Source organism: Streptomyces sp. NPDC086777, from assembly GCF_040702065.1.
Classification (GTDB): Bacteria; Actinomycetota; Actinomycetes; order Streptomycetales; family Streptomycetaceae; genus Streptomyces.
In genome coordinates, this window is record NZ_JBFBJI010000006.1 from 198385 (window position 1) to 219943 (window position 21559).

18 protein-coding genes are annotated in these 21559 nt (G+C 69.7%); 13 read left to right on the forward strand and 5 right to left on the reverse strand.

Annotated features, from left to right (window positions below):
• Window positions 1–22: 22 nt before the first annotated feature.
• The 4 genes from AB0472_RS11395 to AB0472_RS11410 all read right to left on the reverse strand — a co-directional run bounded on the left by AB0472_RS11395 (window position 23) and on the right by AB0472_RS11410 (window position 5051).
• Window positions 23–1063: an ABC transporter ATP-binding protein gene (locus AB0472_RS11395; protein ID WP_366355476.1), complete on the reverse strand. Its 1041-nt coding sequence runs from the start codon at window positions 1061–1063 to the stop codon at window positions 23–25.
• 48 nt (window positions 1064–1111) lie between these two features.
• Window positions 1112–2092 carry an ABC transporter permease gene (locus tag AB0472_RS11400; protein WP_366355478.1) on the reverse strand — a complete coding sequence of 327 codons (981 nt, stop codon included), beginning with the start codon at window positions 2090–2092 and terminating at the stop codon, window positions 1112–1114.
• Between the two features lie 104 nt (window positions 2093–2196).
• Window positions 2197–3930: an ABC transporter substrate-binding protein gene (locus tag AB0472_RS11405; RefSeq protein ID WP_366355479.1), complete on the reverse strand. Its 1734-nt coding sequence runs from the start codon at window positions 3928–3930 to the stop codon at window positions 2197–2199.
• Window positions 3931–4025: 95 nt separating this feature from the next.
• Window positions 4026–5051 carry an ABC transporter permease gene (locus tag AB0472_RS11410; RefSeq protein ID WP_366355481.1) on the reverse strand — a complete coding sequence of 342 codons (1026 nt, stop codon included), beginning with the start codon at window positions 5049–5051 and terminating at the stop codon, window positions 4026–4028.
• Between the two features lie 522 nt (window positions 5052–5573).
• Between AB0472_RS11410 and AB0472_RS11415 the strand changes: the two genes are divergently transcribed.
• The 5 genes from AB0472_RS11415 to AB0472_RS11435 are packed head-to-tail and all read left to right on the forward strand — an operon-like array spanning window position 5574 to window position 11145.
• On the forward strand, window positions 5574–7205 hold the full coding sequence (locus AB0472_RS11415) for an ABC transporter substrate-binding protein (RefSeq protein WP_366355483.1): 1632 nt from the start codon (window positions 5574–5576) through the stop codon (window positions 7203–7205).
• Window positions 7206–7211: 6 nt separating this feature from the next.
• Complete coding sequence (locus AB0472_RS11420; RefSeq protein ID WP_366355484.1) at window positions 7212–8135, forward strand: ABC transporter permease; 924 nt, start codon at window positions 7212–7214, stop codon at window positions 8133–8135.
• Window positions 8128–9108 (forward strand): ABC transporter permease, encoded by a 981-nt coding sequence (locus AB0472_RS11425; protein ID WP_366355486.1) that lies wholly within the window; start codon window positions 8128–8130, stop codon window positions 9106–9108. The genes AB0472_RS11420 and AB0472_RS11425 overlap by 8 nt, the downstream gene beginning before the upstream one ends.
• An 8-nt stretch (window positions 9109–9116) precedes the next feature.
• A complete protein-coding gene (locus AB0472_RS11430) occupies window positions 9117–10091 on the forward strand; it encodes an ABC transporter ATP-binding protein (protein WP_366355488.1) in 975 nt (324 codons plus the stop codon).
• Entirely contained in the window at window positions 10084–11145 is a 1062-nt protein-coding gene (locus tag AB0472_RS11435; RefSeq protein WP_366355490.1) for a dipeptide ABC transporter ATP-binding protein, read from the forward strand. The genes AB0472_RS11430 and AB0472_RS11435 overlap by 8 nt, the downstream gene beginning before the upstream one ends.
• A gap of 245 nt (window positions 11146–11390) precedes the next feature.
• Here the strand turns inward: AB0472_RS11435 and AB0472_RS11440 are convergent, their stop codons facing one another.
• Window positions 11391–13550, reverse strand: coding sequence for a prolyl oligopeptidase family serine peptidase (locus tag AB0472_RS11440; RefSeq protein ID WP_366355492.1), 2160 nt, complete (start codon window positions 13548–13550; stop codon window positions 11391–11393).
• Between the two features lie 190 nt (window positions 13551–13740).
• Here AB0472_RS11440 and AB0472_RS11445 point away from each other — a divergent pair, with 190 nt between their 5' ends.
• From AB0472_RS11445 to AB0472_RS11480, 8 genes are all read left to right on the forward strand, one after another.
• Complete coding sequence (locus tag AB0472_RS11445; RefSeq protein ID WP_089098958.1) at window positions 13741–13935, forward strand: hypothetical protein; 195 nt, start codon at window positions 13741–13743, stop codon at window positions 13933–13935.
• A gap of 71 nt (window positions 13936–14006) precedes the next feature.
• Window positions 14007–14873 (forward strand): N-acetyl-1-D-myo-inositol-2-amino-2-deoxy-alpha-D-glucopyranoside deacetylase, encoded by an 867-nt coding sequence (mshB, locus tag AB0472_RS11450; RefSeq protein ID WP_366355494.1) that lies wholly within the window; start codon window positions 14007–14009, stop codon window positions 14871–14873.
• Window positions 14870–15286, forward strand: coding sequence for a DUF6113 family protein (locus AB0472_RS11455; protein ID WP_366355496.1), 417 nt, complete (start codon window positions 14870–14872; stop codon window positions 15284–15286). Before mshB ends, AB0472_RS11455 begins: the two co-directional genes overlap by 4 nt.
• A gap of 156 nt (window positions 15287–15442) precedes the next feature.
• A complete protein-coding gene (locus AB0472_RS11460) occupies window positions 15443–17815 on the forward strand; it encodes a hypothetical protein (protein WP_366355498.1) in 2373 nt (790 codons plus the stop codon).
• Between the two features lie 135 nt (window positions 17816–17950).
• The gene (locus tag AB0472_RS11465; protein ID WP_366355500.1) at window positions 17951–18895 is read left to right on the forward strand and encodes an ABC transporter ATP-binding protein; all 945 of its coding nucleotides are present in this window, start codon (window positions 17951–17953) and stop codon (window positions 18893–18895) included.
• Window positions 18892–19632 (forward strand): ABC transporter permease, encoded by a 741-nt coding sequence (locus AB0472_RS11470; protein WP_366355501.1) that lies wholly within the window; start codon window positions 18892–18894, stop codon window positions 19630–19632. Before AB0472_RS11465 ends, AB0472_RS11470 begins: the two co-directional genes overlap by 4 nt.
• A gap of 5 nt (window positions 19633–19637) precedes the next feature.
• Window positions 19638–20837, forward strand: coding sequence for a histidine kinase (locus AB0472_RS11475; RefSeq protein WP_366355710.1), 1200 nt, complete (start codon window positions 19638–19640; stop codon window positions 20835–20837).
• Window positions 20834–21448, forward strand: a complete 615-nt coding sequence (locus tag AB0472_RS11480) for a response regulator transcription factor (RefSeq protein ID WP_366355503.1) — start codon at window positions 20834–20836, stop codon at window positions 21446–21448. The genes AB0472_RS11475 and AB0472_RS11480 overlap by 4 nt, the downstream gene beginning before the upstream one ends.
• Window positions 21449–21559 lie beyond the last annotated feature (111 nt).

Consider the following 21559-nt stretch of genomic DNA (forward strand, 5'->3'; position numbering starts at 1 on the left):
GTGAAGTCCCGTCTCGTGTCCGTCAGTTGTGGCCGGCAGTGGCCGCGTAGTCGGCGAAGAGCTCGTCGCGCGTGCTCAGCTCCAGATGGCAGGCGGAGCCCCGGCCCTCGACCAGTTCGAGCACCGGCTGGACGCTGGAGCACTTGCCGCCCGGCACCTTCTCCGCGAACGCGCAGCGCGGGTGGAAGCGGCAGCCGGACGGGGGGTTGAGCAGCGACGGCGGGGAGCCGGGAATCGGCGACAACGGCACGTCGACCGGACCGTCCAGAGCCGGCATGGAGTTGAGCAGACCCAGCGTGTACGGGTGCTGCGGATTGCCCAGCACCTGCTTCTTGGTCCCCCGCTCCACGCACCGGCCGCCGTACATCACCAGGACGTCGTCCGCGATGTCGGCGATGACTCCGAGGTCGTGGGTGATGAAGATGATCGCCGTGCCGAACTCCTGCTGGAGGTCCTTGAGCAGGTCCATGATCTGGGCCTGGACCGTCACGTCGAGCGCCGTGGTCGGCTCGTCGGCGATCAGCAGCTCGGGGTCGCAGACCAGGGCCATCGCGATCATCGCGCGCTGGCGCATACCGCCGGAGAACTGGTGGGGGTAGTCGTCGACGCGGACGTCCGGCTGCGGGATCCCGACCCGCTTCAGCATCTCGATCGCCCGCGCCCGCGACTCCCTCTTGGAGGCACCGGTGTGCTTGCGGTACACCTCGGAGATCTGCGTGCCGATGGTGTGGTACGGCGAGAGCGAGGCAAGCGCGTCCTGGAAGATCATCGACATCTTGTTGCCGCGCAGCTTCTCCAGCTCCCGCTCGGAGGCGGTGAGCAGCTCCTTGCCGTCGAGCAGGATCTCGCCGTCGATCGCGGTGCGGTCGCGGTCGTGGAGACCCAGGATCGTCAGGTTGGTGACGGACTTGCCTGAGCCCGACTCACCCACGATGCCGAGCGTCTTGCCCTTCGCGAGGTCGAAGGAGAGCCCGTCGACGGCCTTGACGATGCCGTCCTCGGTGGAGAAGTGGACCCTTAGGTCCTTGACGGAAAGGAACGGCTGCTGATCGGTGCTCGTCACGGGGACGCTCCTGGGGGTGATGCGGGGGGTAGGGGGTAAGGGCGGAGGTCAGGCGAGCCGGATCCGCGGGTCGATGAAGGCGTAGGCGGCGTCGACGATGATGTTGAAGAACACGATCGCCGCCGCGGACAGCACCGTGACGCCGAGCAGCATCGGCAGGTCGCTCTGGTTGACGGAGGTCACCGCGAGGCGGCCGATGCCCTGGAGGCTGAAGACCTGCTCGGTGATGATCGCGCCGCCGATCAGCGTGCCCAGGTCGATGCCGAACAGCGTGACGATCGGGCCCATCGCGCCGCGCCAGGCGAAGCGCAGGAACACGTTGGCGCCGGAGAGGCCCTTGGCGCGGGCGGTGCGGACGTAGTCCTCGCTGAGCTGCTCGACCAGCTGCGAGCGGGCCATACGGGTGTAGTTGGCCGTGAAGATGATCGACAGCACGATCCACGGCAGCAGCAGCCCGGAGAACCACTGGACGGGGTTCTCGGTCAGCGCCGTGTACGAGGGCTGGTCGAGGATGCCCGTCTTGAAGGTCAGGAAGTACAGCGCGATGTAGCCGACGAAGTAGATCTGCAGCGAGGAGCCGAGCAGCGACGCCGAGCTCGCGAACTTGTCCAGGAACTTGCCCTGCTTGAGCGCGGCGACCATGCCGGTGCCGACACCGAAGGTCAGGAAGATGACGGCCGAGCCGAAGGCGAGCGAGAGGGTCAGCGGCAGCCGGTCCATGATCGTGCCGAAGACGGGCTCGTTGTTGGCGAAGGAGTAGCCCAGGCACGGCGCGTTGCAGTGCCCGAAGCCGGTGTACTCACGCCCGACGAAGATGCCCTTGAGCCAGGACCAGTACTGGACCGGGATCGGATGGTCGATGCCCAGGTTGTGCCGAATCTGCGCCAGCGAGGCCGGCGTGCAGTTCTTGCCGCAGGACATCATGGCCGGGTCACGCGGGACGGCGTAGAAGAGCCAGAACGTGATCGCACTGATGATCAACAGAATGACCAGCGCGCCGATCGTACGGCGGACAAGGAAGCGGAACATGGGGTCAGGACTTTCCGGACGGGGCGCCGTTGCCGGGGCGTGAGGGGTGTGGAGCCGGTGGGGAGGCGGCCCCGGTGGGGCCGCCTCCTGATGCCGTGTGGCGCCTACGCCTTGGCGTAGAGCCGCGTGAGCGCGATGCCGGTGTTGCCGGAGTCGTAGACGAAGCCGCCGACCTTCGAACCGTGCATCCAGTTGCGGATGGCGTGGTAGTCCGGGACGCAGGCCGCGAGCTCCATGACCTGCTTGTCGATCGCGCCCCAGGCCTTGTTGGCCTCGTCCGCGTCGGTGATCAGCGACGCGGCCGCGATGGCCTTGTCGACGCTCGCGTTCTTCAGCTGGGCGTAGTTGCTGCGGCCGTCGCCGATGTTGTCGCCGTCCCAGCAGGGGTAGAAGACCGAGTAGCCGCCCGGCCAGTCCGGGCTCCAGCCGGCCGCGAACAGGTCGTAGGTGTTGTCGATCTTGCCGATCTGGGTGTAGAAGGTCGACTTGTCGAGCTGCTTGTTGACCACCGTGAAGCCGGCGGCCTCCAGCGCGTTCTTGATCGCGACGGCCTGCTTCACCGCGTTGTCCGACGTCTGGTAGGCGATGACCAGCTTCTGACCGAGCTTGCCGGCCTCCTTCAGGAGGGCCTTGGCCTTGGCCGGGTCGCCGCCGGGCTTCGTCTTCTTGCCGTAGAGGTCGAAGTCCGTGTAACCGGGGGTCACCGGGCTGAAGATCGTGGTGGCGATCTCGCTGGTGGACGCACCGCCGCGGATGGTCTGCAGCTGCTGGTTCGGCCACGCGTAGTTGATCGCCTGGCGGACCTTGACGTCCGTGATCCGGGTGGTGTTGATCGGCCAGTAGTAGGTGACCGTGTCGACCGCGGTGAGCACCCGCTGCTTGAGCTTCGCGTCGGTGAGGACCGTGGCGATCCGCTCCGGGGCGATCTCGTTGAAGATCGACATCGTGTACTGGTCGTTGCCCTTGTCCGCGATGTAGCGGTCGGTCGACGCCAGCAGCTCGAAGCCGAACTGGAAGAGGTACTTGTCCGGGTAGGCGTTGCGGATCGGGTCCGTCGCCGCGTCCCAGTGCTCGTTGCGGGTGTACGTCAGGGACTTGCCGATGTCGCGGGCGGAGATCTTGTACGGGCCGCAGGAGAACGGCTGCTTGTCGTACTTCTCCTTGGTGTCCTTCGACTTCTTCACGAAGGAGTACGCGCGCTCGGCGAGCGTGAAGTTGAAGTCACCGCGGGCCTGGTTGAGGCGGAAGGTGATGGTCCGGCCGTCGATCTCGATGGAGTCGAGGTGCTTGCCCTCGTAGGGGCCCGTGTACTTGTCACCGCCGACCAGGAACTGCTGGACGTAGCGCGGGCCCTCGGTCACGAAGGAGGCGAAGAGGCGCTCGAAGGTGTGGCGGACGTCGTCCATGGAGAGGTCGGAGCCGTCCTCCCACTTGATGCCGTCCTTGATCGTGAACGACCAGGTCTTGCCGCCGTCCTTGGCGGTGCCCGCGTCCGTGGCCACGTCGCCGACGAGGGTGGCGCCGCCCTTGGAGTCGAGCTTGTAACCGGTCAGGCCACGCATGATCGGCGTGGTGATCAGGATCTCGGTGGAGACGTAGATCTGGGCCGGGTCGAGGTGGTCCATGTCGAACTGGTCGAGGCCGTAGATCGTCCCGCCCTTGACCGCGCCGGCGACCTCGGGGGCCGGGCCGGTCGAGTCGGCCTTGGTGCCGACCGCGATCTTGCTCTGCTTGGCCTTGCTGACCGACGGGATCTTGTTGCCCGACGACTTGCTGCCGCCGCCGCCACAGGCGGTCAGCACCGCGCTGGAAGCGGCGACCACGCCGGTGGCGATCATGAAGTTTCTGCGGGAAAAAGACACAGCAACCCTGCCTTATGGGTGGGACGGGACCAGCCGGACGACGTTGACCGGACCGGCAGATGAGAGAGGGGTCAGCGCTTGGACTTCGGGTCGAGCGCGTCGCGCGCCGAGTCCCCGAGCAGGTTGAACGCCAGGACGAAGATCACCATGGCCAGACCCGGGAAGAGCATGAAGGTGAAGTCCTGGGTGTAGAACTGGGCGCCTCGCTGGATCATGACGCCCCAGTCGGGGGTCGGGTCGATCATGCCGACACCGAGGAAGGCGAAGCCCGCCTCCGCGGTCACGTAGGCCGGAAGCATGAGCGTGGACTGGATCAGGATCGGGGTCCACAGGTTCGGCAGCAGTTCCTTGAACACGATGCGCGCCGGCGACGCCCCCGTCACCTTGGCGGCCTCGACGAACTCCCGCTCGCGCAGGCCGAGTACCTGGCCGCGCAGCAGACGGGCGATCGACGCCCAGCCGAAGAACGACATCATGAAGATGAGGGCGACGGCCCGCAGCCACGTCGGGATGTTGTCGTCGGCGGCGACGAAGAGACCGAACACCACCGGCATGAAGGCGATGATGAACAGCGTCGAGGGGATCGACAGCACGATGTCGATGATCCGGCCGACGAAGTAGTCCGTCTTGCCGCCCAGGTAGCCCGCGGTCACGCCCACCACGACGCCGACGACGGTGGTGATCAGGGTGGCGGCCAGGGCGATGCCCAACGAGGTCCGGATGCCGTAGATCAGGAAGGTGAAGACGTCACGGCCCAGCTGCGGCTCGATGCCGAACCAGAACTGCGAGCTCATGCCGCCGTTGGCGCCCGCCGGGTACGAGAAGGCGTCGAGCAGGCTCGGGTCCTGGCTCGCGTACGTCGTGTACGGATCCTTCCCGTACAGCTTGGCTATCAGCGGTGCGGCCAGCGCGATCACGAAGAAGAAGATCACGATGATCGCCGATATGACGCCCGTACGGTCACGCTTGAAGCGCCGCCACGCGAGCTGTCCTGGGGACCTGCTCGCGCCGGCCTTCGAGTCGGGAGAAGTAGTCGACTTCTCGGCGCTCTCGTCGGTCACCTCGAGCGGGGCCGCGGATGGAGTTGGGGGGGTCATGGTGCTCCTGGCCCAAGGGAGGGTCTGATGACTCCGCAGGGCACGCTCCCCTACGGGCTACGCCGGACTTTTTCAACGCAATTCATTCAAGGTCAATAAATTCTGGGTCGACTTGGGTTTCTCTTTACTTTTTTTACTCGGGCTTGACCATTCCGTAGCTACGCGGGTAGCGCCTCGTAATCGCACCGTGCTTTAGTTCGGACTAATGGTGCGAAACGGGCAATGAGTTCGTTATGCGGACGCCAGGGTGCCGAAATGCGTACATCGGCAGGTCACAATCCAACGTTTCGGCATCGTTGCCCAGAGATCCATTGCGTCACCGTCACAAGATCCTCAAGACGGCCTCGGAGGGGCGTCCGCAATCGGGTGACGTGTCCCCCTAAAGGTCGGCATGGGGTCTTCGGAGCCCTCCGTTCGGGGCAGTGGGTGAGCGGTGTCGACCTGTTCGGTCGATATTGACCGATAGCGGGTCATATCGGGATCCGCCGGTCCATCGATCACCCTTCACGGAGGAGGCACGCCATGCGTTCAGCCACGCACGCCCGAGGGGCGGCCTGCGCGGTCGTGGTGGCGCTCGCCGCCACGGCCTGCGGGGGCGGCGGAGGCAGCGGGGGCGGCGGGGGCGGGAGCGGCGTGCTCAGCTCCTCCTGGGGCGACCCGCAGAACCCCCTGGAGCCGGCCAACACCAACGAGGTCCAGGGCGGCAAGGTGCTGGACATGATCTTCCGGGGTCTGAAGAAGTACGACCCGAAGACCGGCAAGGCCGAGGACATGCTCGCCCAGAAGATCGACACCGGCGACTCGCAGAACTTCACGATCACGCTCAAGGACGGCTGGACCTTCAGCAACGGCGAGAAGGTGACCGCCAAGTCGTTCGTCGACGCCTGGAACTACGGAGCGAGCCTCAGGAACAACCAGAAGAACGCCTACTTCTTCGGCTACATCCAGGGCTACGACAAGGTCCACCCGGCCGGCGGCTCGCAGAGCGCCGACACGCTCTCCGGACTGAAGGTGGTCGACGACAAGACCTTCACCGTCGCGCTCAACCAGAAGTTCTCCAGCTTCCCCGACACCCTCGGCTACGCGGCCTTCGCCCCGCTGCCGCGGACCTTCTTCACCGATCACGCCGGCTGGCTGGCGCAGCCGGTCGGCGACGGGCCGTACCGCATCGAGTCCTACACCAAGGGCTCGCAGATGTCCCTGAAGAAGTGGGACGGCTACCCCGGCGCCGACAAGGCACAGAACGACGGGGTGACCCTCAAGGTCTACACGGACAGCGACACCGCCTACACCGACCTCATCGCCGGCAACCTCGACCTCGTCGACGACGTTCCCGCGTCGCAGCTGAAGAACGTCAAGAGCGACCTCGGCGACCGCTACATCAACACGCCGGCCGGCATCATCCAGACGCTCGCCTTCCCCTACTACGACAGCGCCTGGAGCAGGAGCGGAGCGGAGAAGGTCCGCACCGGCCTCTCCATGGCGATCAACCGGAAGCAGATCACCGACACCATCTTCCAGAACACCCGCACCCCGGCCACCGACTGGACCTCGCCGGTGCTCGGCGCGGACGGCGGTTTCAAGGAAGGGCTGTGCGGGAGCGCCTGCGACTACGACCCGGCCCAGGCCAAGAAGCTCATCCAGGAGGGCGGGGGACTGCCCGGCGGCCAGCTCAAGATCACGTACAACGCCGACACCGGCTCGCACAGGATGTGGGTGGACGCCGTGTGCAACTCCATCAACAACGCTCTGGGCAACGACAAGGCGTGCGTCGGGAATCCCGTCGGTACGTTCGCCGACTTCCGGAACCAGATCGGGCAGCACAAGATGACCGGACCGTTCCGCGCCGGCTGGCAGATGGACTACCCGCTCATCCAGAACTTCCTGCAGCCGCTCTACTACACCAACGCCTCCTCCAACGACGGCAAGTGGTCCAACAAGGACTTCGACAAGCTCGTCGACCAGGCGAACGCCCAGACCGACACCGCCAAGGCCGTGTCCACCTTCCAGCAGGCCGAGGAAGTCGTCCGCGACAACATGGCCGCCATCCCGCTCTGGTACCAGAACGGCAGCGCCGGCTACTCCGAGCGGCTGTCGAACGTGGCTCTCAACCCGTTCAGCGTCCCCGTGTACAACGAGATCAAGGTCAGCTGAACCGGCATGGGACGCTACGTCGTCCGGCGGCTGCTCCAGATGATCCCGGTGTTCGTCGGGGCCACGCTGCTGATCTTCCTCATGGTCAACGTCATGGGCGACCCGATCGCCGGGCTGTGCGGTGAGCGGGCCTGCGATCCGGCGACCGCCGCCCAGCTGAAGAAGGAGTTCGGACTCGACAAACCGGTGTGGCAGCAATACCTCACCTACATGGGGAACGTCTTCACCGGCGACTTCGGTACGGCGTTCAACGGACAGCCCGTCACCGAGCTGATGTCCACCGCGTTCCCCGTCACCATCCGGCTGACGATCGTGGCCATCGTCCTCGAGATCGTCATCGGCATCACGCTGGGCGTGGTGACCGGACTGCGGCGCGGCCGGCCCGTCGACACCGGGGTGCTGCTGGCCACCCTGGTCGTCATCTCCGTACCGACCTTCGTCACCGGTCTGCTGCTCCAGCTGCTGCTGGGCGTGGAGTGGGGCTGGATCAAACCCTCCGTCTCCCCGGCGGCAGCCTTCGGCGAACTCGTCGTGCCGGGACTGGTGCTCGCCTCCGTGTCGCTCGCCTACGTCACCCGGCTGACCCGTACCTCCATCGCCGAGAACAAGCGGAGCGACTACGTCCGAACGGCCGTCGCCAAGGGGCTGCCCCGCCGCCGGGTCGTCACCAGGCACCTGCTGCGCAACTCGCTCATCCCCGTCGTCACCTTCATCGGCACCGACATCGGCGCGCTGATGGGCGGTGCGATCGTCACCGAGCGGATCTTCAACATCCACGGCGTCGGCTACCAGCTCTACCAGGGCATCCTGCGGCAGAACACCCAGACGGTGGTGGGGTTCGTGACCGTGCTGGTCCTGGTGTTCCTGGTGGCCAACCTCCTGGTGGACCTGCTCTACGCCGTACTCGACCCGAGGATCCGCTATGCCTGAGCAGCCGTTCGAACCGGACCGGGCGATCGCGGGGACCGGGGCGGGCGGGGCGATGGACCTCGCGACGAGCGAGGCGCAGACGCTGGAGCGGACACCGGGCGGGCCGCTGGGCACCGGCCCGGCCGCCAGGCCCCGCTCCCTGTGGTCCGACGCGTGGCGGGACCTGCGGCGCAACCCCGTCTTCATCGTCTCCGCCCTCGTCATCCTCTTCCTCGTCGTCATCTCCCTGTGGCCGTCCCTGATCGCCTCCGGCTCCCCCCTCAAGTGCGACCTCGCCAAGGCCCAGGACGGCTCGCAGCCAGGCGCTCCCTTCGGCTACGACGGACAGGGCTGCAACGTCTACACGCGGACCGTGTACGGCGCCCGTACGTCCGTCACGGTGGGCGTCTGCGCCACGCTCGGGGTCGGGCTGCTCGGGTCGGTGCTCGGCGGACTCGCCGGGTTCTTCGGCGGCATCTGGGACTCCGTGCTGTCCCGGATCACCGACGTCTTCTTCGCGATCCCGGTCGTCCTCGGCGGTCTCGTCCTCCTCTCGGTGGTGACGAGTAATACGGTCTGGCCGGTCATCGGGTTCATGGTGCTGCTCGGCTGGCCCCAGATCTCCCGGATCGCCCGCGGCTCGGTGATCACCGCCAAGCAGAACGACTACGTCCAGGCCGCCCGCGCCCTCGGCGCCTCCAACTCCCGGATCCTGCTGCGGCACATCGCTCCCAACGCGGTGGCCCCCGTGATCGTCGTCGCGACCATCGCGCTCGGCACCTACATCGCCCTGGAGGCGACCCTGTCCTACCTCGGCGTCGGGCTGAAGCCGCCCAGCGTCTCCTGGGGCATCGACATCTCCGCCGCCTCGCCCTACATCCGCAACGCCCCGCACGCGCTGCTGTGGCCCTCCGGGGCCCTCGCGCTCACCGTCCTGGCCTTCATCATGCTCGGCGACGCGGTGCGCGACGCCCTCGACCCGAAGCTGAGGTGAGCGCCGCCGTGCTGCTCGAAGTGCGTGACCTGCATGTGGAGTTCCGGACCCGGGACGGGGTCGCGAAGGCGGTCAACGGCGTCTCGTACGCCGTCGACGAGGGGGAGACGCTGGCCGTGCTGGGCGAGTCGGGGTCCGGGAAGTCGGTGACGGCCCAGGCCGTGATGGGGATCCTGGACGTGCCGCCGGGACGGATCGGCGGGGGCGAGATCCTCTTCCGGGGCCGCGATCTGCTGAGGCTGAAGAAGGAGGAGAGGCGGAGGATCCGGGGCGCCGAGATGGCGATGATCTTCCAGGACGCGCTGTCGGCGCTCAACCCGGTGCTGAGCGTGGGCGACCAACTGGGCGAGATGTTCGTCGTGCACCGGGGGATGTCCAGGAAGGACGCGCGGGCCAGGGCCGTGGAGCTGATGGACCGGGTGCGGATCCCGGCCGCCGCCCAGCGGGTGCGGGACTATCCGCACCAGTTCTCCGGGGGCATGCGCCAGCGCATCATGATCGCCATGGCGCTGGCCCTGGAACCGGCGCTGATCATCGCCGACGAGCCGACCACGGCGCTTGACGTCACGGTCCAGGCCCAGGTCATGGACCTGCTCGCGGAGTTGCAGCGCGAGTACCGCATGGGGCTCATCCTCATCACCCACGACCTGGGCGTGGTCGCCGACGTCGCGGACCGGATCGCCGTGATGTACGCGGGGCGGATCGTCGAGTCCGCCCCCGTGCACGACATCTACAAGGCGCCGGCCCACCCCTACACGCGCGGACTGCTCGACTCCATCCCGCGCCTCGACCAGAAGGGCCAGGAGCTCTACGCCATCAAGGGCCTGCCGCCCAACCTGATGGACATCCCTCCCGGATGCGCCTTCAACCCGCGCTGCCCGATGGCCCAGGACGTGTGCCGCACCGACGAGCCACCGCTGTACGAGGTGGATCGACACCGGGGCAGTGCCTGTCACTTCTGGAGGGAGTGCCTCAATGGTTGAGCGGGTGGTTGAGCCGATCCTGGAAGTGAGTGGACTGGTCAAGCACTACCCCTTGACCCAGGGCATCTTGATCAAGAAGCAGATCGGCTCCGTCAAGGCCGTTGACGGCGTCGACTTCGTGCTCGGCAAGGGTGAGACGCTCGGCATCGTCGGGGAGTCCGGCTGCGGCAAGTCGACGGTCGCCAAGATGCTCGTCAACCTGGAGCGGCCGACGGCGGGGTCGATCAGGTACAAGGGTGACGACATCACCAGGCTGAGCGGACGGGCACTCAAAACGGTCCGCCGCAACATCCAGATGGTCTTCCAGGACCCGTACACCTCCCTCAACCCCAGGATGACGGTCGGCGACATCATCGGGGAGCCGTACGAGATCCACCCGGAGGCGGCCCCCAAGGGCGACCGGCGCCGGCGCGTCCAGGAACTGCTCGACGTCGTGGGGCTCAACCCCGAGTACGTCAACCGCTATCCGCACCAGTTCTCCGGCGGCCAGCGGCAGCGCATCGGCATCGCGCGCGGGCTGGCGCTGCGCCCCGAGGTGATCGTCGCCGACGAACCGGTCTCCGCGCTCGACGTGTCCGTCCAGGCCCAGGTGATCAACCTGCTGGACCGGCTCCAGAACGACTTCGACCTGTCGTACGTCTTCATCGCCCACGACCTCTCGATCGTGCGGCACATCTCCGACCGGGTCGGGGTGATGTACCTCGGGCGGATCGTGGAGACCGGCAAGGACGAGGAGATCTACGACCATCCGACCCACCCCTACACCCAGGCCCTGCTCTCCGCGGTGCCGGTACCGGACCCGGAGGCGCGGGAGCGCCGGGAGCGGATCATCCTGAGCGGGGACGTGCCGTCGCCGACGGACATTCCGTCGGGGTGCCGGTTCCGCACGAGGTGCTGGAAGGCCGAGGAGCGGTGCGCGGTCGAGGTGCCGGCGCTCGCGGTGCCCGCCGCTTTCCGGCTCGTGCCGGGACCGGCGGCGCATGATTCCGCCTGTCACTTCGCGGAGGAGAAGCGGGTGGTGCCGCCGGACGATCTTGGCAAGGCGGGTGCATAACGGGGTGTATGCGCATCAATCGCGTTAACACGCAGGCAACTTCGCCGACCCGGTCTCGATATACGGACGCTGCACTCTTTTCAGCGTACGGCCGTGCGGGTGCCGTAAACGGGCCGGAGCGCGCCATGTCGCTCCGGCCCGTTGCCCCTTTTTGCGCCTGAACCGGCGCCGCTCTCGCGGACCTGGCTGGTGCTTCGTCGGGGTTCCTCAATGATGGGTTGCGGTGCTCTGTGGAGTGCTGTTGCTCAGCCCAGTCCGAGAGTGCGCCGGAGGAAGTCCAGCTGGAGCAGCAGCAGGTTCTCCGCCACCTGTTCCTGCGGGGTCATGTGGGTCACGCCCGACAGGGGGAGGACCTCGTGCGGGCGGCCGGCGGCCAGCAGGGCGCTGGACAGGCGCAGGGAGTGGGCCACCACCACGTTGTCGTCCGCCAGGCCGTGGATGATCATCATCGGGCGGTGCGGCTCGGCGGCGTCGACCAGGCCCGTGTCGTCGATCACCGAGTTGCGGCGGTAGACCTCCGGCTGTTTGCCGGGGTCGCCGAGGTAGCGCTCCTGGTAGTGGGTGTCGTACAGGCGCAGGTCGGTCACCGGGGCGCCCACCACCGCCGCGTGGAAGACGTCCGGGCGGCGCAGGGCCGCGAGGGCGGCGAGGTAGCCGCCGAAGGACCAGCCGCGGATCGCCACCCTGGTCAGGTCGAGGGGGAAGTCGGCGGCGAGCGCCTGGAGGGCGTCGACCTGGTCCTGGAGGACGGTCGCCGCGACGTCGTCCTTGATGGCCTTCTCCCAGGCGGGGGAGCGACCCGGGGTGCCCCGGCCGTCGGCGACGATCACCGCGAAACCCTGGTCGGCGAACCACTGGGAGGTCAGGTGGGCGTTGTGGGCGGCGACCACCCGCTGGCCGTGCGGCCCCCCGTACGGGTCGAGCAAAACCGGAAGGGGAGTGTCGCCGTGGTAGTCCCGTGGCATAAGCACGGCGCACGGAATTCGGCGTGCGCCCCCCTCGGTGAGCGTGACGCGCGGGGACAAACCGGGGTCTTCGGCGTACGACGTGACGGTCCACAGGTTCCCCCTGCCTCCGGCCGGGGGGACCCCCGTCTCCCTTCGGTCGCCGTCGTGCAGCACCTGGGCGCGGGCGCCGGGGCGGTCGAGGGTGGCGGAGACCAGTACGGTCACGCCCCCGGCGCGCACGGCCGTGTGCACGCCGGGTTCCTGCGACACACGCTCCACGCCGAGCTCGTTCACCCGGTAGACGTGCACCTCGCCGATCTCGGGGGACTCGGCCTCCTCGCCGGCGGACGCCGAAACCAGCACGTCGTCGGCGGTCACGTCGAGAACCGCACGGATGTGCAACTGGGGTCCCGTGAGCGGGCGTTCACCCACCGCGAGCACTCGGGCACCCCCCTCGTCGGCGATCCGGACCAGCTGTCCTGAGGGGCTCCAGCAGGGCACTCCACCGAACAGTTCAAGCCATGTTGGATCTTCGTCGGCGTGCACCATCCGGGTCGCCCCCGACCCCGGGTCCACGGCCAGGAACAGCTGGCTGCGCTGGTCGCGCGCCTGTACGAGCAGCAGCGGAGCACCCGCCTCTGACCAGTGCACATGCGCCACGTACGGATAGCGCGCCCGGTCCCAGGAGACCTCCGTGCGCTCCCCGTCGAGGCCGTGGACGAACAGGCGTACGTCGGCGTTCTCGGTGCCCGCCGCCGGGTAGGCGACATGATGTGGCTCACGCTCCGGGTGGGCGGGATCGGCGATCCACCACCGCTGCACCGGCGTGTCGTCCACGCGAGCCACGAGCAGCCGGTCGGACTGCGGCGACCACCAGAAGCCGCGCGAACGCCCCATCTCCTCGGCCGCGATGAACTCGGCCAATCCGTAGGTGACCTGTTCCGACTCCGGCTCGGCGAGCGCCCGGTCGCCCTCGCCCTCGGCGCCGACCACGCGCAGGGCGCCCGCCGCGACGTAGGCGACATGGCGGCCGTCGGGGGACAGGCGTGGGTCGATCACCGGCCCGGGGACGGTCAGTTCGCGTGCCGTACCGGCCCTGAGCTCGGCCGTGAAAAGCCGTCCTGACAAGGCGAAAGACGCCAACTCCAGGGTCGCGTCGGTGGCGTAGCCGACGATGCCGGCACCGCCCTCCCTGCTGCGTTCGCGACGGGCCCGCTCCTGCGGCGAGAGGTGCTCGTCGGCACCGCCGAGCAGGGTACGCGGGTCCGCCGCTAGGTGCTCCTCGCCGCTCGGTACGTCAAGGACCCACAGGGAGTTGGCGCGGTCGGTGCCGGAGCCGGAGCGCAGAAACGCCACGCGGGAGCCGTCGGGGGCCACGGTGAACGCGCGCGGCGCGCCGAGCGTGAAACGCTGGGTGCGGGCGTGCCGGCGGGGGAATGAGACAGCCTCGGTCGTCATCCCCCGACCATATTGGCCATGCGCCCCCTTGTGCGGCCGTGCGCCGAGCGATGCGCGAGCACGCATAGTTATGATCACTACCGCTGAGTGGGTATGAACCTGCTGGCGTGCGCTTGGAATTGCTGTACCGATCTACAACCCCCATAGTCCGAACCCCCCGCGTCCCTGGGATCTTTGGAGGTGAGCCGCCGTGGCACTCTCGATTTCGGCGGTGGTGCTGCTGGCGATCATCGTCTTCTTGTTGATCAAGAAGTCGGGTCTGAAGGGCGGTCATGCCGTGGTGTGCATGCTGCTCGGGTTCTATCTCGCCTCCTCGACCATCGCACCGACGATCAGCGATCTGACGACGAACGTCGCCAGCATGATCGGCAGCATCAAGTTCTGACCCCGGCCGCCTCCCGCACCGGTCGCCCCGGGCTGCGCGGCACCGCCGGTGCCGTTTCGTAGGGTGGGCACATGACGGAACTGCCCACCCGGCGTCTGTTGCTCGTGCACGCGCACCCGGACGACGAGTCGATCAACAACGGCGCCACCATGGCCCGCTACGCGGCCCAGGGTGCCCATGTGACGCTGGTCACCTGCACCCTGGGCGAGGGCGGCGAGGTCATCCCGCCCGGGCTGCGGCATCTCACCGGCCCCGCGCTGGGCGAGCACCGGCTCGGCGAGCTGGCCGCGGCCATGCGCGAGGTCGGCGTGGCCGACTTCCGGCTGCTCGGCGGACCCGGCCGCTACCACGACTCCGGAATGATGGGCGTGCCCGACAACGACGCGCCCGGCTGCTTCTGGCAGGCTGACGTCGACGAGGCCGCCGGGCACCTGGCCGAGGTCGTCCTGGAGACGCGCCCCCAGGTCCTCGTCACGTACGACGACAACGGCGGGTACGGCCATCCGGACCACATCCAGGCCCACCGCGTCGCCATGAGAGCCGTCGAGCTGGCCGCCGAGGCCGGCCACCGGGTCGCCAAGGTCTACTGGAACCGCGTCCCGCGCACCGTCGCCGACGCCGCCTTCGCCCGGCTCCGAGGCGACCTGCCGGGGCTGCCCTTCGCCAGGTCCGCCGCCGTCGACGACGTGCCGGGCGTGGTCGACGACCGCCGGGTCACCACCGAGATCGACGGCACCCCGTACGCGGCCGCGAAGGCCGCCGCGATGGCCGCCCACGCCACCCAGGTCGAGGTGGCCCCGCACGGCGCCCGCTACTTCGCGCTCTCCAACGAGCTGGCCCAGCCCCTGTTCACCACGGAGTTCTACGAATTGGTGGGCGGGGAGCCGGGCGCGCCGCGCGAGACCGACCTCTTCGCCGGCCTCGGGGAGGCGTCATGAGTTCCGGCGGACGCGGTTCGATGCTCGCGCAACCCCTGCGGGCACCCTCCGCCGGACGGGCCGCGGCCCTCGCCGGGCTGGTCGTGCTCGGGGCCGTGGTCGGCGCCGCGGGCGCCCTCGTCCAGGCCGGCTGGTTCCCGGGCGGGCTGCTGCTCGCCCTGGCCGGCGCCGGGGGGCTCTTCCTCGGCGGGGCCCGGGCGTTGGCGAGCCGATCGGGAGCCGTCGCACCGGCCTTCGGCTGGGTCGTCGCCGTCATCTTCCTCACCGCCAGCAGGCCGGAGGGCGACTTCCTGTTCGGCGCGGGAGGCGGCTCGTACCTCTTCCTGCTCGGCGGCATGGCGCTGGCTGTGATCTGCGCCACAATGGGTTTGGGGCGGCAACCCGAAGCGGGCGGCGCCCGACTTGGCAAGTGACGTACCACTTCGCCGTGGGGCGCCCGTGCGAGTCCGGTGTGGGTTTCCCCAGCGGTCATGGGATAAGCGTCAGAAGTGGCCAGTATGGTGGTGCGCGCCGCCGAGCCGTCCCAGCGAGGTCGTCACGGGCGGTGGAGCCAACCGGGAGAACCTGCCTTGAGTCGTGAAACTGACACTCCGTCCTCCGGGCCCGACGGGCGCGGTGGATCCGCTTACCCCTCGGGTACGCCGCCGTACGGGACCCCCATGGCTTCCGACGACGGCAGGGACGCGGCCCGTTCGGCCGCGCAGCCGGAGGAGCGCAAGACCGAGACCACGCTGACGACCCGGATCCGGATCAACATCCCCGGCTCCCGGCCGATTCCGCCCGTGGTCGTCCGTACGCCCGTCGCGGACGTCGAGGGCGGCACGGCCGTCGAGGGCGGCAAGAGCGGTACGGGCGAGGAGACGGGCACGCACGCGCGCCCCGCGGGTGCCGCCACGTCCACCGGCAACGCCGAGCCGCCCGCCGCCGAACCGGCGCCCGCGCCCACCACCGACTGGTTTGCGCCACGCAAGTCCGGCCCCACCAAGGGCGGACAGCGCGCCGGTGCCACCAACGGGGCGGGTACACCCGGCGGTTCGCCCGCTGCCTCGCCGAACACTCCGGGTGCGCCGCGTCCGAACGGCGGCGGCGCTCCCCGCTCCGGCGCCGCGAACGGCGGCCGCCCCGGCGGTGTCGTCGGCGCCATGAGCGTGCCGGGCAGCTCCCGGCCCGGTGGGACCAACGGCGCCGGGCTGCCCACGGGCGCGACCGGCGGCCCGGTGGCCCCCGGCCACGGCGGCGGCACCGGCTCCTTCGACGTGACCGAGGCGCTCGCCGCGGGCCCGCTCGGCGGCCCCCGGGGCGGCGCGCCGGGCGGCGACGCCCGCCGCGACGACCTGCCCTACTTCGCCGACAACGGCGGCCAGAACGGCACCCAGGGCGGCCCCGGCGTGCCCGGCGGCGGCCCGGCCGGTCCCGGTGGCCCCAGCGGCTTCAGCGGTCCGGGCGGCCCCGGCGGTCCCGGCGGCCCGCAGGGCCCGGCAGGTCCCACCGGCGGCCCGGTCACCGGCGACGGCCCGTTCGTCCCGTCAGCCAACGGCGGCGAGCCCTTCGGCGGCCCGGGCGGCCTGAACGGCACGGCAGGCGGCGCCTTCAACGGCGGCGAGCCCTTCGGCGGCCCGGGCGGTCCCGCGGGCCCCGGCGGCGGCCCGGCGGGCCCCGGCGGCCCTCGCGCCCGCAGCGCCCAGGCCCGGCCCGGCGCGCGCACCGCGCCCGGCGCCCCCGGTCTCCCCGGCGGCGGCCTGAGCGACGACACCGCGATCCTCACCCCGCAGAAACCCGCCCCCGAACCCGGCATGCCCGGCTACGGCTCCCCGGCCGACAACGTCTCCGGGCACACCGTCAGCAGCGGCATCCCGGTCGTACCGCCGGGCGCGGGCTCCCCGTTCGCGCCGGGCGCGCCCACCGACGGGCCGCAGCCGTACACGCCCCCGAAGCTGCCCGAGCCGGTCTCGCCGCCCCCGGCCGAGGCGAAGAGCAAGGGCAAGGCGAAGGCCAAGAAGAAGCGCGGCAAGCTGCCGCTGCTCGGCGGGGTCGTGGTGGTGGCCGGCGTGGGCCTCTACGGTGCCGGGTTGCTCATGAACCACTCCGACGTGCCCAAGGGCACCACCGTGCTCGGCGTCGACATCGGCGGTGGCACCCGTGACGACGCGGTCAAGAAGCTCGACGACGCGTTCGGCGCGCAGGTGAACAAGCCGCTGAAGCTGTCCGTCGACGGCAAGACCGTCTCGCTGCCGCCGGACCAGGCGGGCCTGCAGTTCGACATCCAGAACACCGTCGAGGCGGCCGCCAAGAGCGACTACAACCCGGTCTCCGTGATCGGCTCCCTGTTCGGCCAGAAGCGGGTCGTCGAACCCGTCATGCCGGTCGACGAGGAGAAGCTCCAGGCCGCCCTCAAGGACCTCGGCGGCAGCTCCGGCTCGGTCACCAACGGCACGATCAAGTTCACCTCAGGCAAGGCCGTCGCGGTCTACGGCAAGGCGGGCAAGGGCATCGACGCGGCCGCCTCCACGACGGCGGTCGAGCAGGCGTACAAGCAGATGGTCGAGACCGGCAACGCCGCCGCGGTGGCCGTGCCGACGGCCACCGTCCAGCCGACGGTCTCCAACGCCGAGGTCGACCGCGAGATGAAGGCGTTCGCGGAGCCGGCGATGTCGGCCAAGGCCTTCGTCCAGACGGACGCGGCGCACAGCATCCCGTTCGGTGCCCTGTCACTGCCGAAGATCCTCGGCTTCAAGGCAGTGGACGGCAAGTTGGTGGAGACGTACAACCTGGAGGCTCTCAAGAAGGCGTACGGCAGCACCTTCGACGGCGTGCTGATCATGCGGGCCACCGGGCAGAAGACGCCGGTCACACCGCAGGACGTCGCCTCGGCACTGCGTAAGGCCTTGGTCGGCAAGACCGCGGCTCAGCGCATCGGAGTCATCGACACCAACCCCAGCTGACGCGCGACGAAGGGGCGCCCGGTGCTCACCGGGCGCCCCTTCCCGCATGTCAGGCGCTGCTCATGACATCTGTCATGCGGCTCTCCGGACGCGCGACACTGCCCCCGGCCACCGGCTCACCGCCAGCATGGAGGCATGACAACGACAGCGGCGACGACGGCCACCGGGACCCCGGTGGTGGTCGGGTTCGACCAAGTGAGCAAGACCTACGGGAACGTGCGGGCCGTCGACGGGCTCTCGCTGCGGCTGCACCCGGGGGAGACCGTGGCCCTGCTCGGGCCGAACGGCGCGGGCAAGTCGACCACGCTGGACCTGCTGCTCGGCCTCAAGCAGGCCGACGCGGGCAAGGTCAGCGTCTTCGGTCTGAGCCCCCGCGAGGCCATCGTCGCCGGACGCGTGGGCGCGATGCTGCAGAGCGGCGGCCTGATGGACGAGGTCACCGTCCAGGAACTGGTCAAGCTGGCCTGCGAGCTGCACCCGAAGCCCTACAAGGTCACCGACGTCCTCGCCCGCGCGGGCATCTCGCAGATCGCCGACCGGAAGGTCAACAAGCTCTCCGGCGGCCAGTCCCAGCGCGTCCGCTTCGCCCTCGCCACCGCCGGTGACAGCGACCTGATCGTCCTGGACGAGCCGACCACCGGCATGGACGTCTCCGCCCGCCAGGCCTTCTGGGCCACCATGCGCGAGCAGGCCGACCAGGGCCGCACCGTCCTGTTCGCCACCCACTACCTCGAAGAGGCCGACGCCATCGCCGACCGGGTGCTGGTACTGCACCGGGGCCGGCTGCTCGCCGACGGCACGGCCGCCGAGATCAAGGCCAAGGCGGGCGCCCGGCGGATCTCCTTCGACCTGGAGGGCGAGATCGACGAGGCCCCGCTGCGGGCGCTGCCCTTCCTCACGGCCGTCGACGTGAGCGGCCAGACGATCCGCATGCAGTCGTCCGACGCCGACGCCACCGTCCACGCCCTGTACGGCCTCGGTGTCTACCCCCGCAACCTCGAAGTCGCCGGGCTCGGTCTGGAGCAGGCCTTCGTCGCCATCACGGAGGCCGAAGAGGCCAAGGAGGCCACGCAGTCGTGAACGCGCTGATCAAGCTGGAACTCGCCCGCGCCCTGCGCAACCGCAAGTTCCTGTTCTTCTCGGTGATCTACCCCTCGATCATCTTCCTGCTGGTCGCCAGCCAGGGCGGCACCGGCGACACCGTCGACAACTCCGGCCTGTCCGTCGCCGCCTACGTCATGGTCTCCATGGCCTCCTTCGGCGCCCTCACCGCCGTCCTGATGGGCAACAGCGAACGCATCGCCAAGGAGCGCGAGAGCGGCTGGGTACGGCAGCTGCGTCTGACCACCCTGCCCGGCCGCGGCTACGTGCTGGCCAAGACCGCCAGCGCGGCCGTGGTCAGCCTCCCCTCCATCGTCGTCGTCTTCCTGGTCGCCGCGTCCGTGAAGCACGTACGCCTCGACGCCTGGCAGTGGTTCGCGCTCACCGGCGCGATCTGGGCCGGCAGCCTGGTCTTCGCCGCGCTCGGTGTCGCCATCGGGTACCTGGCGAGCGGTGACGCGGTCCGCCCGATCACGATGATCACCTACTTCGGCCTGTCGATCCTCGGCGGCCTGTGGTGGCCGTCCTCGTCCTTCCCGACCTGGCTCCAGGACATCGCGAAGTGGCTGCCCACGCACGCGTACGCTGCCCTGGGACGGGCCATCGAGCAGAGCCGGGCCCCGCACACCCAGGACATCGCCATCCTCGTCGTCTTCTTCGCCCTGTTCGTCGGCGGCGCGGCCTGGCTGTACCGGAAGGACACGCTGAAGGCGTGAGCACGATGACGGAAGACCTGCGGCCCGACGAGGAAGCCCGGGCGGACCGGCTGGTGCGGATCGGCCGGCCGCCCCGCAACCGGGGCGAGGCGATGCGCAAGCTGGTGTGGGTCCTGCCGTGGCTGGTCTTCCTGGCCTCCCCGGTGGGGGACCTCGCCGCCGGCCACCACACCACGGGTGTCACGGTGGCCGGCTGGGCCGGTCTGGCGGCCTTCGCCGGGATCTACCTGGCCATCGTCTTCCGCCAGATGGGCCGGCCCTTCCGCGGCGGGATCGTCACCGCCGCGGTCGCCGTGCAGTGGGTGCTCGCGGTCGTCCTCGCCTTCAGCCTCGGCAGCTCCTGGCTCGGCCTGTTCGTGTACGTCTCCGTGATGTGCGGAGTCACCTTCCCGCTCCGCGTCGCCTACTGGACGATCCCGGCCACCACCGCCGCCATGATGCTGGCCGGCTGGCACGCCCACAACCCGGACGAGGCCTGGGGCCTGTTCCTGGTGGTGCTCCTGGTCGGCTACTCCATGACCGGTATCCGGCAACTCGTCGCCACCACCGTCGAGTTGCGCAAGGCCCGTGCCACCGTGGCCCAGCTGGCCGCCAACGAGGAGCGGTTGCGGCTCGCCCGCGACCTGCACGACCTGCTGGGCCACTCCCTCTCCCTCATCACCCTGAAGAGCGAGCTGGCCGGCCGGATGCTCCCCGATCACCCGGACAAGGCGGCCCAGCAGGTCACCGACATCGAACAGGTCAGCCGGCAGGCCCTGGTGGACGTCCGGGAGGCGGTCACCGGCTACCGGCGCCCCCGGCTCGCCGCCGAACTGGCCGGCGCCCAGGTCGCCCTGACCGCCGCGGTGGTCGTGGCCGAGGTCCCGGCCGACCCCGACCTCGCCGGCGTGTCCGAGGACGGCGAGGCGGCCCTCGCGTGGGCGCTGCGGGAGGCGGTCACCAACGTCGTCCGGCACAGCGGCGCGACCCGCTGCGCGGTCGAACTGCTGCGCCGTCAGACCCTGGACGGCCCGGTCCTCGAACTCGCCGTCGAGGACAACGGTTCGGGCGGCTCCGGCAAGGGCCCCGGCAACGGGCTCACCGGCCTCACCGAGCGTCTGGAGAAGGCGGGCGGCACGCTGGAGGCGGGCCGCCTGAAGCACGGCTTCCGGCTGGTCGCCCGGGTCCCGCTCGACTCCGGCATGGCCGTAGGATCCGGGGCATGAGCAGCACGATCAAGGTCCTCCTCGCCGAGGACCAGTCGATGGTCCGCGAGGCGCTGGCCGCCCTGCTGGGCCTGGAGGACGACATCGAGGTCGTGGCCCAGGTCGCCCGCGGCGACGAGGTGCTGCCCGCGGCCCGCCAGCACGACATCGACGTCGCCCTGCTCGACATCGAGATGCCGGGCTGCACGGGCATCGAGGCGGCGGCCCAGCTCAACAGGGCGCTGCCGGCGGTGAAACTGGTCGTCCTCACGACCTTCGGCCGTCCCGGCTACCTCCGCAGCGCCATGGAGGCGGGCGCCGACGCGTTCCTCGTCAAGGACGCCCCCGCCGCCCAGCTCGCCGAAGCCGTCCGCAAGGTCCTCGCCGGCGAACGCGTCATCGACCCCACCCTCGCGGCAGCGGCCCTCGCCGAGGGCGCCAACCCCCTGACCGACCGCGAGCGCGAGGTCCTCCGCGCGGCGGCCGACGGCTCGACCAACGCGGAACTCGCAGCGACGCTGCACCTCTCCCAGGGCACGGTGCGCAACTACCTCTCCACGGCGATCCAGAAGCTCGCCGTCCGCAACAGAGCCGAAGCGGTCCGCATCGCCCGCGAAAAGGGCTGGCTGTAGAGCCCTGCTCCCGCCGAACCCCGCCGCGACGGATCGACAGCGCCGACGGGGTCCTGCTGCCCGGCCGTTCTGCGGCACCGTGGCCGGCCCGGGGGCGCGGGGAGCTGCGCG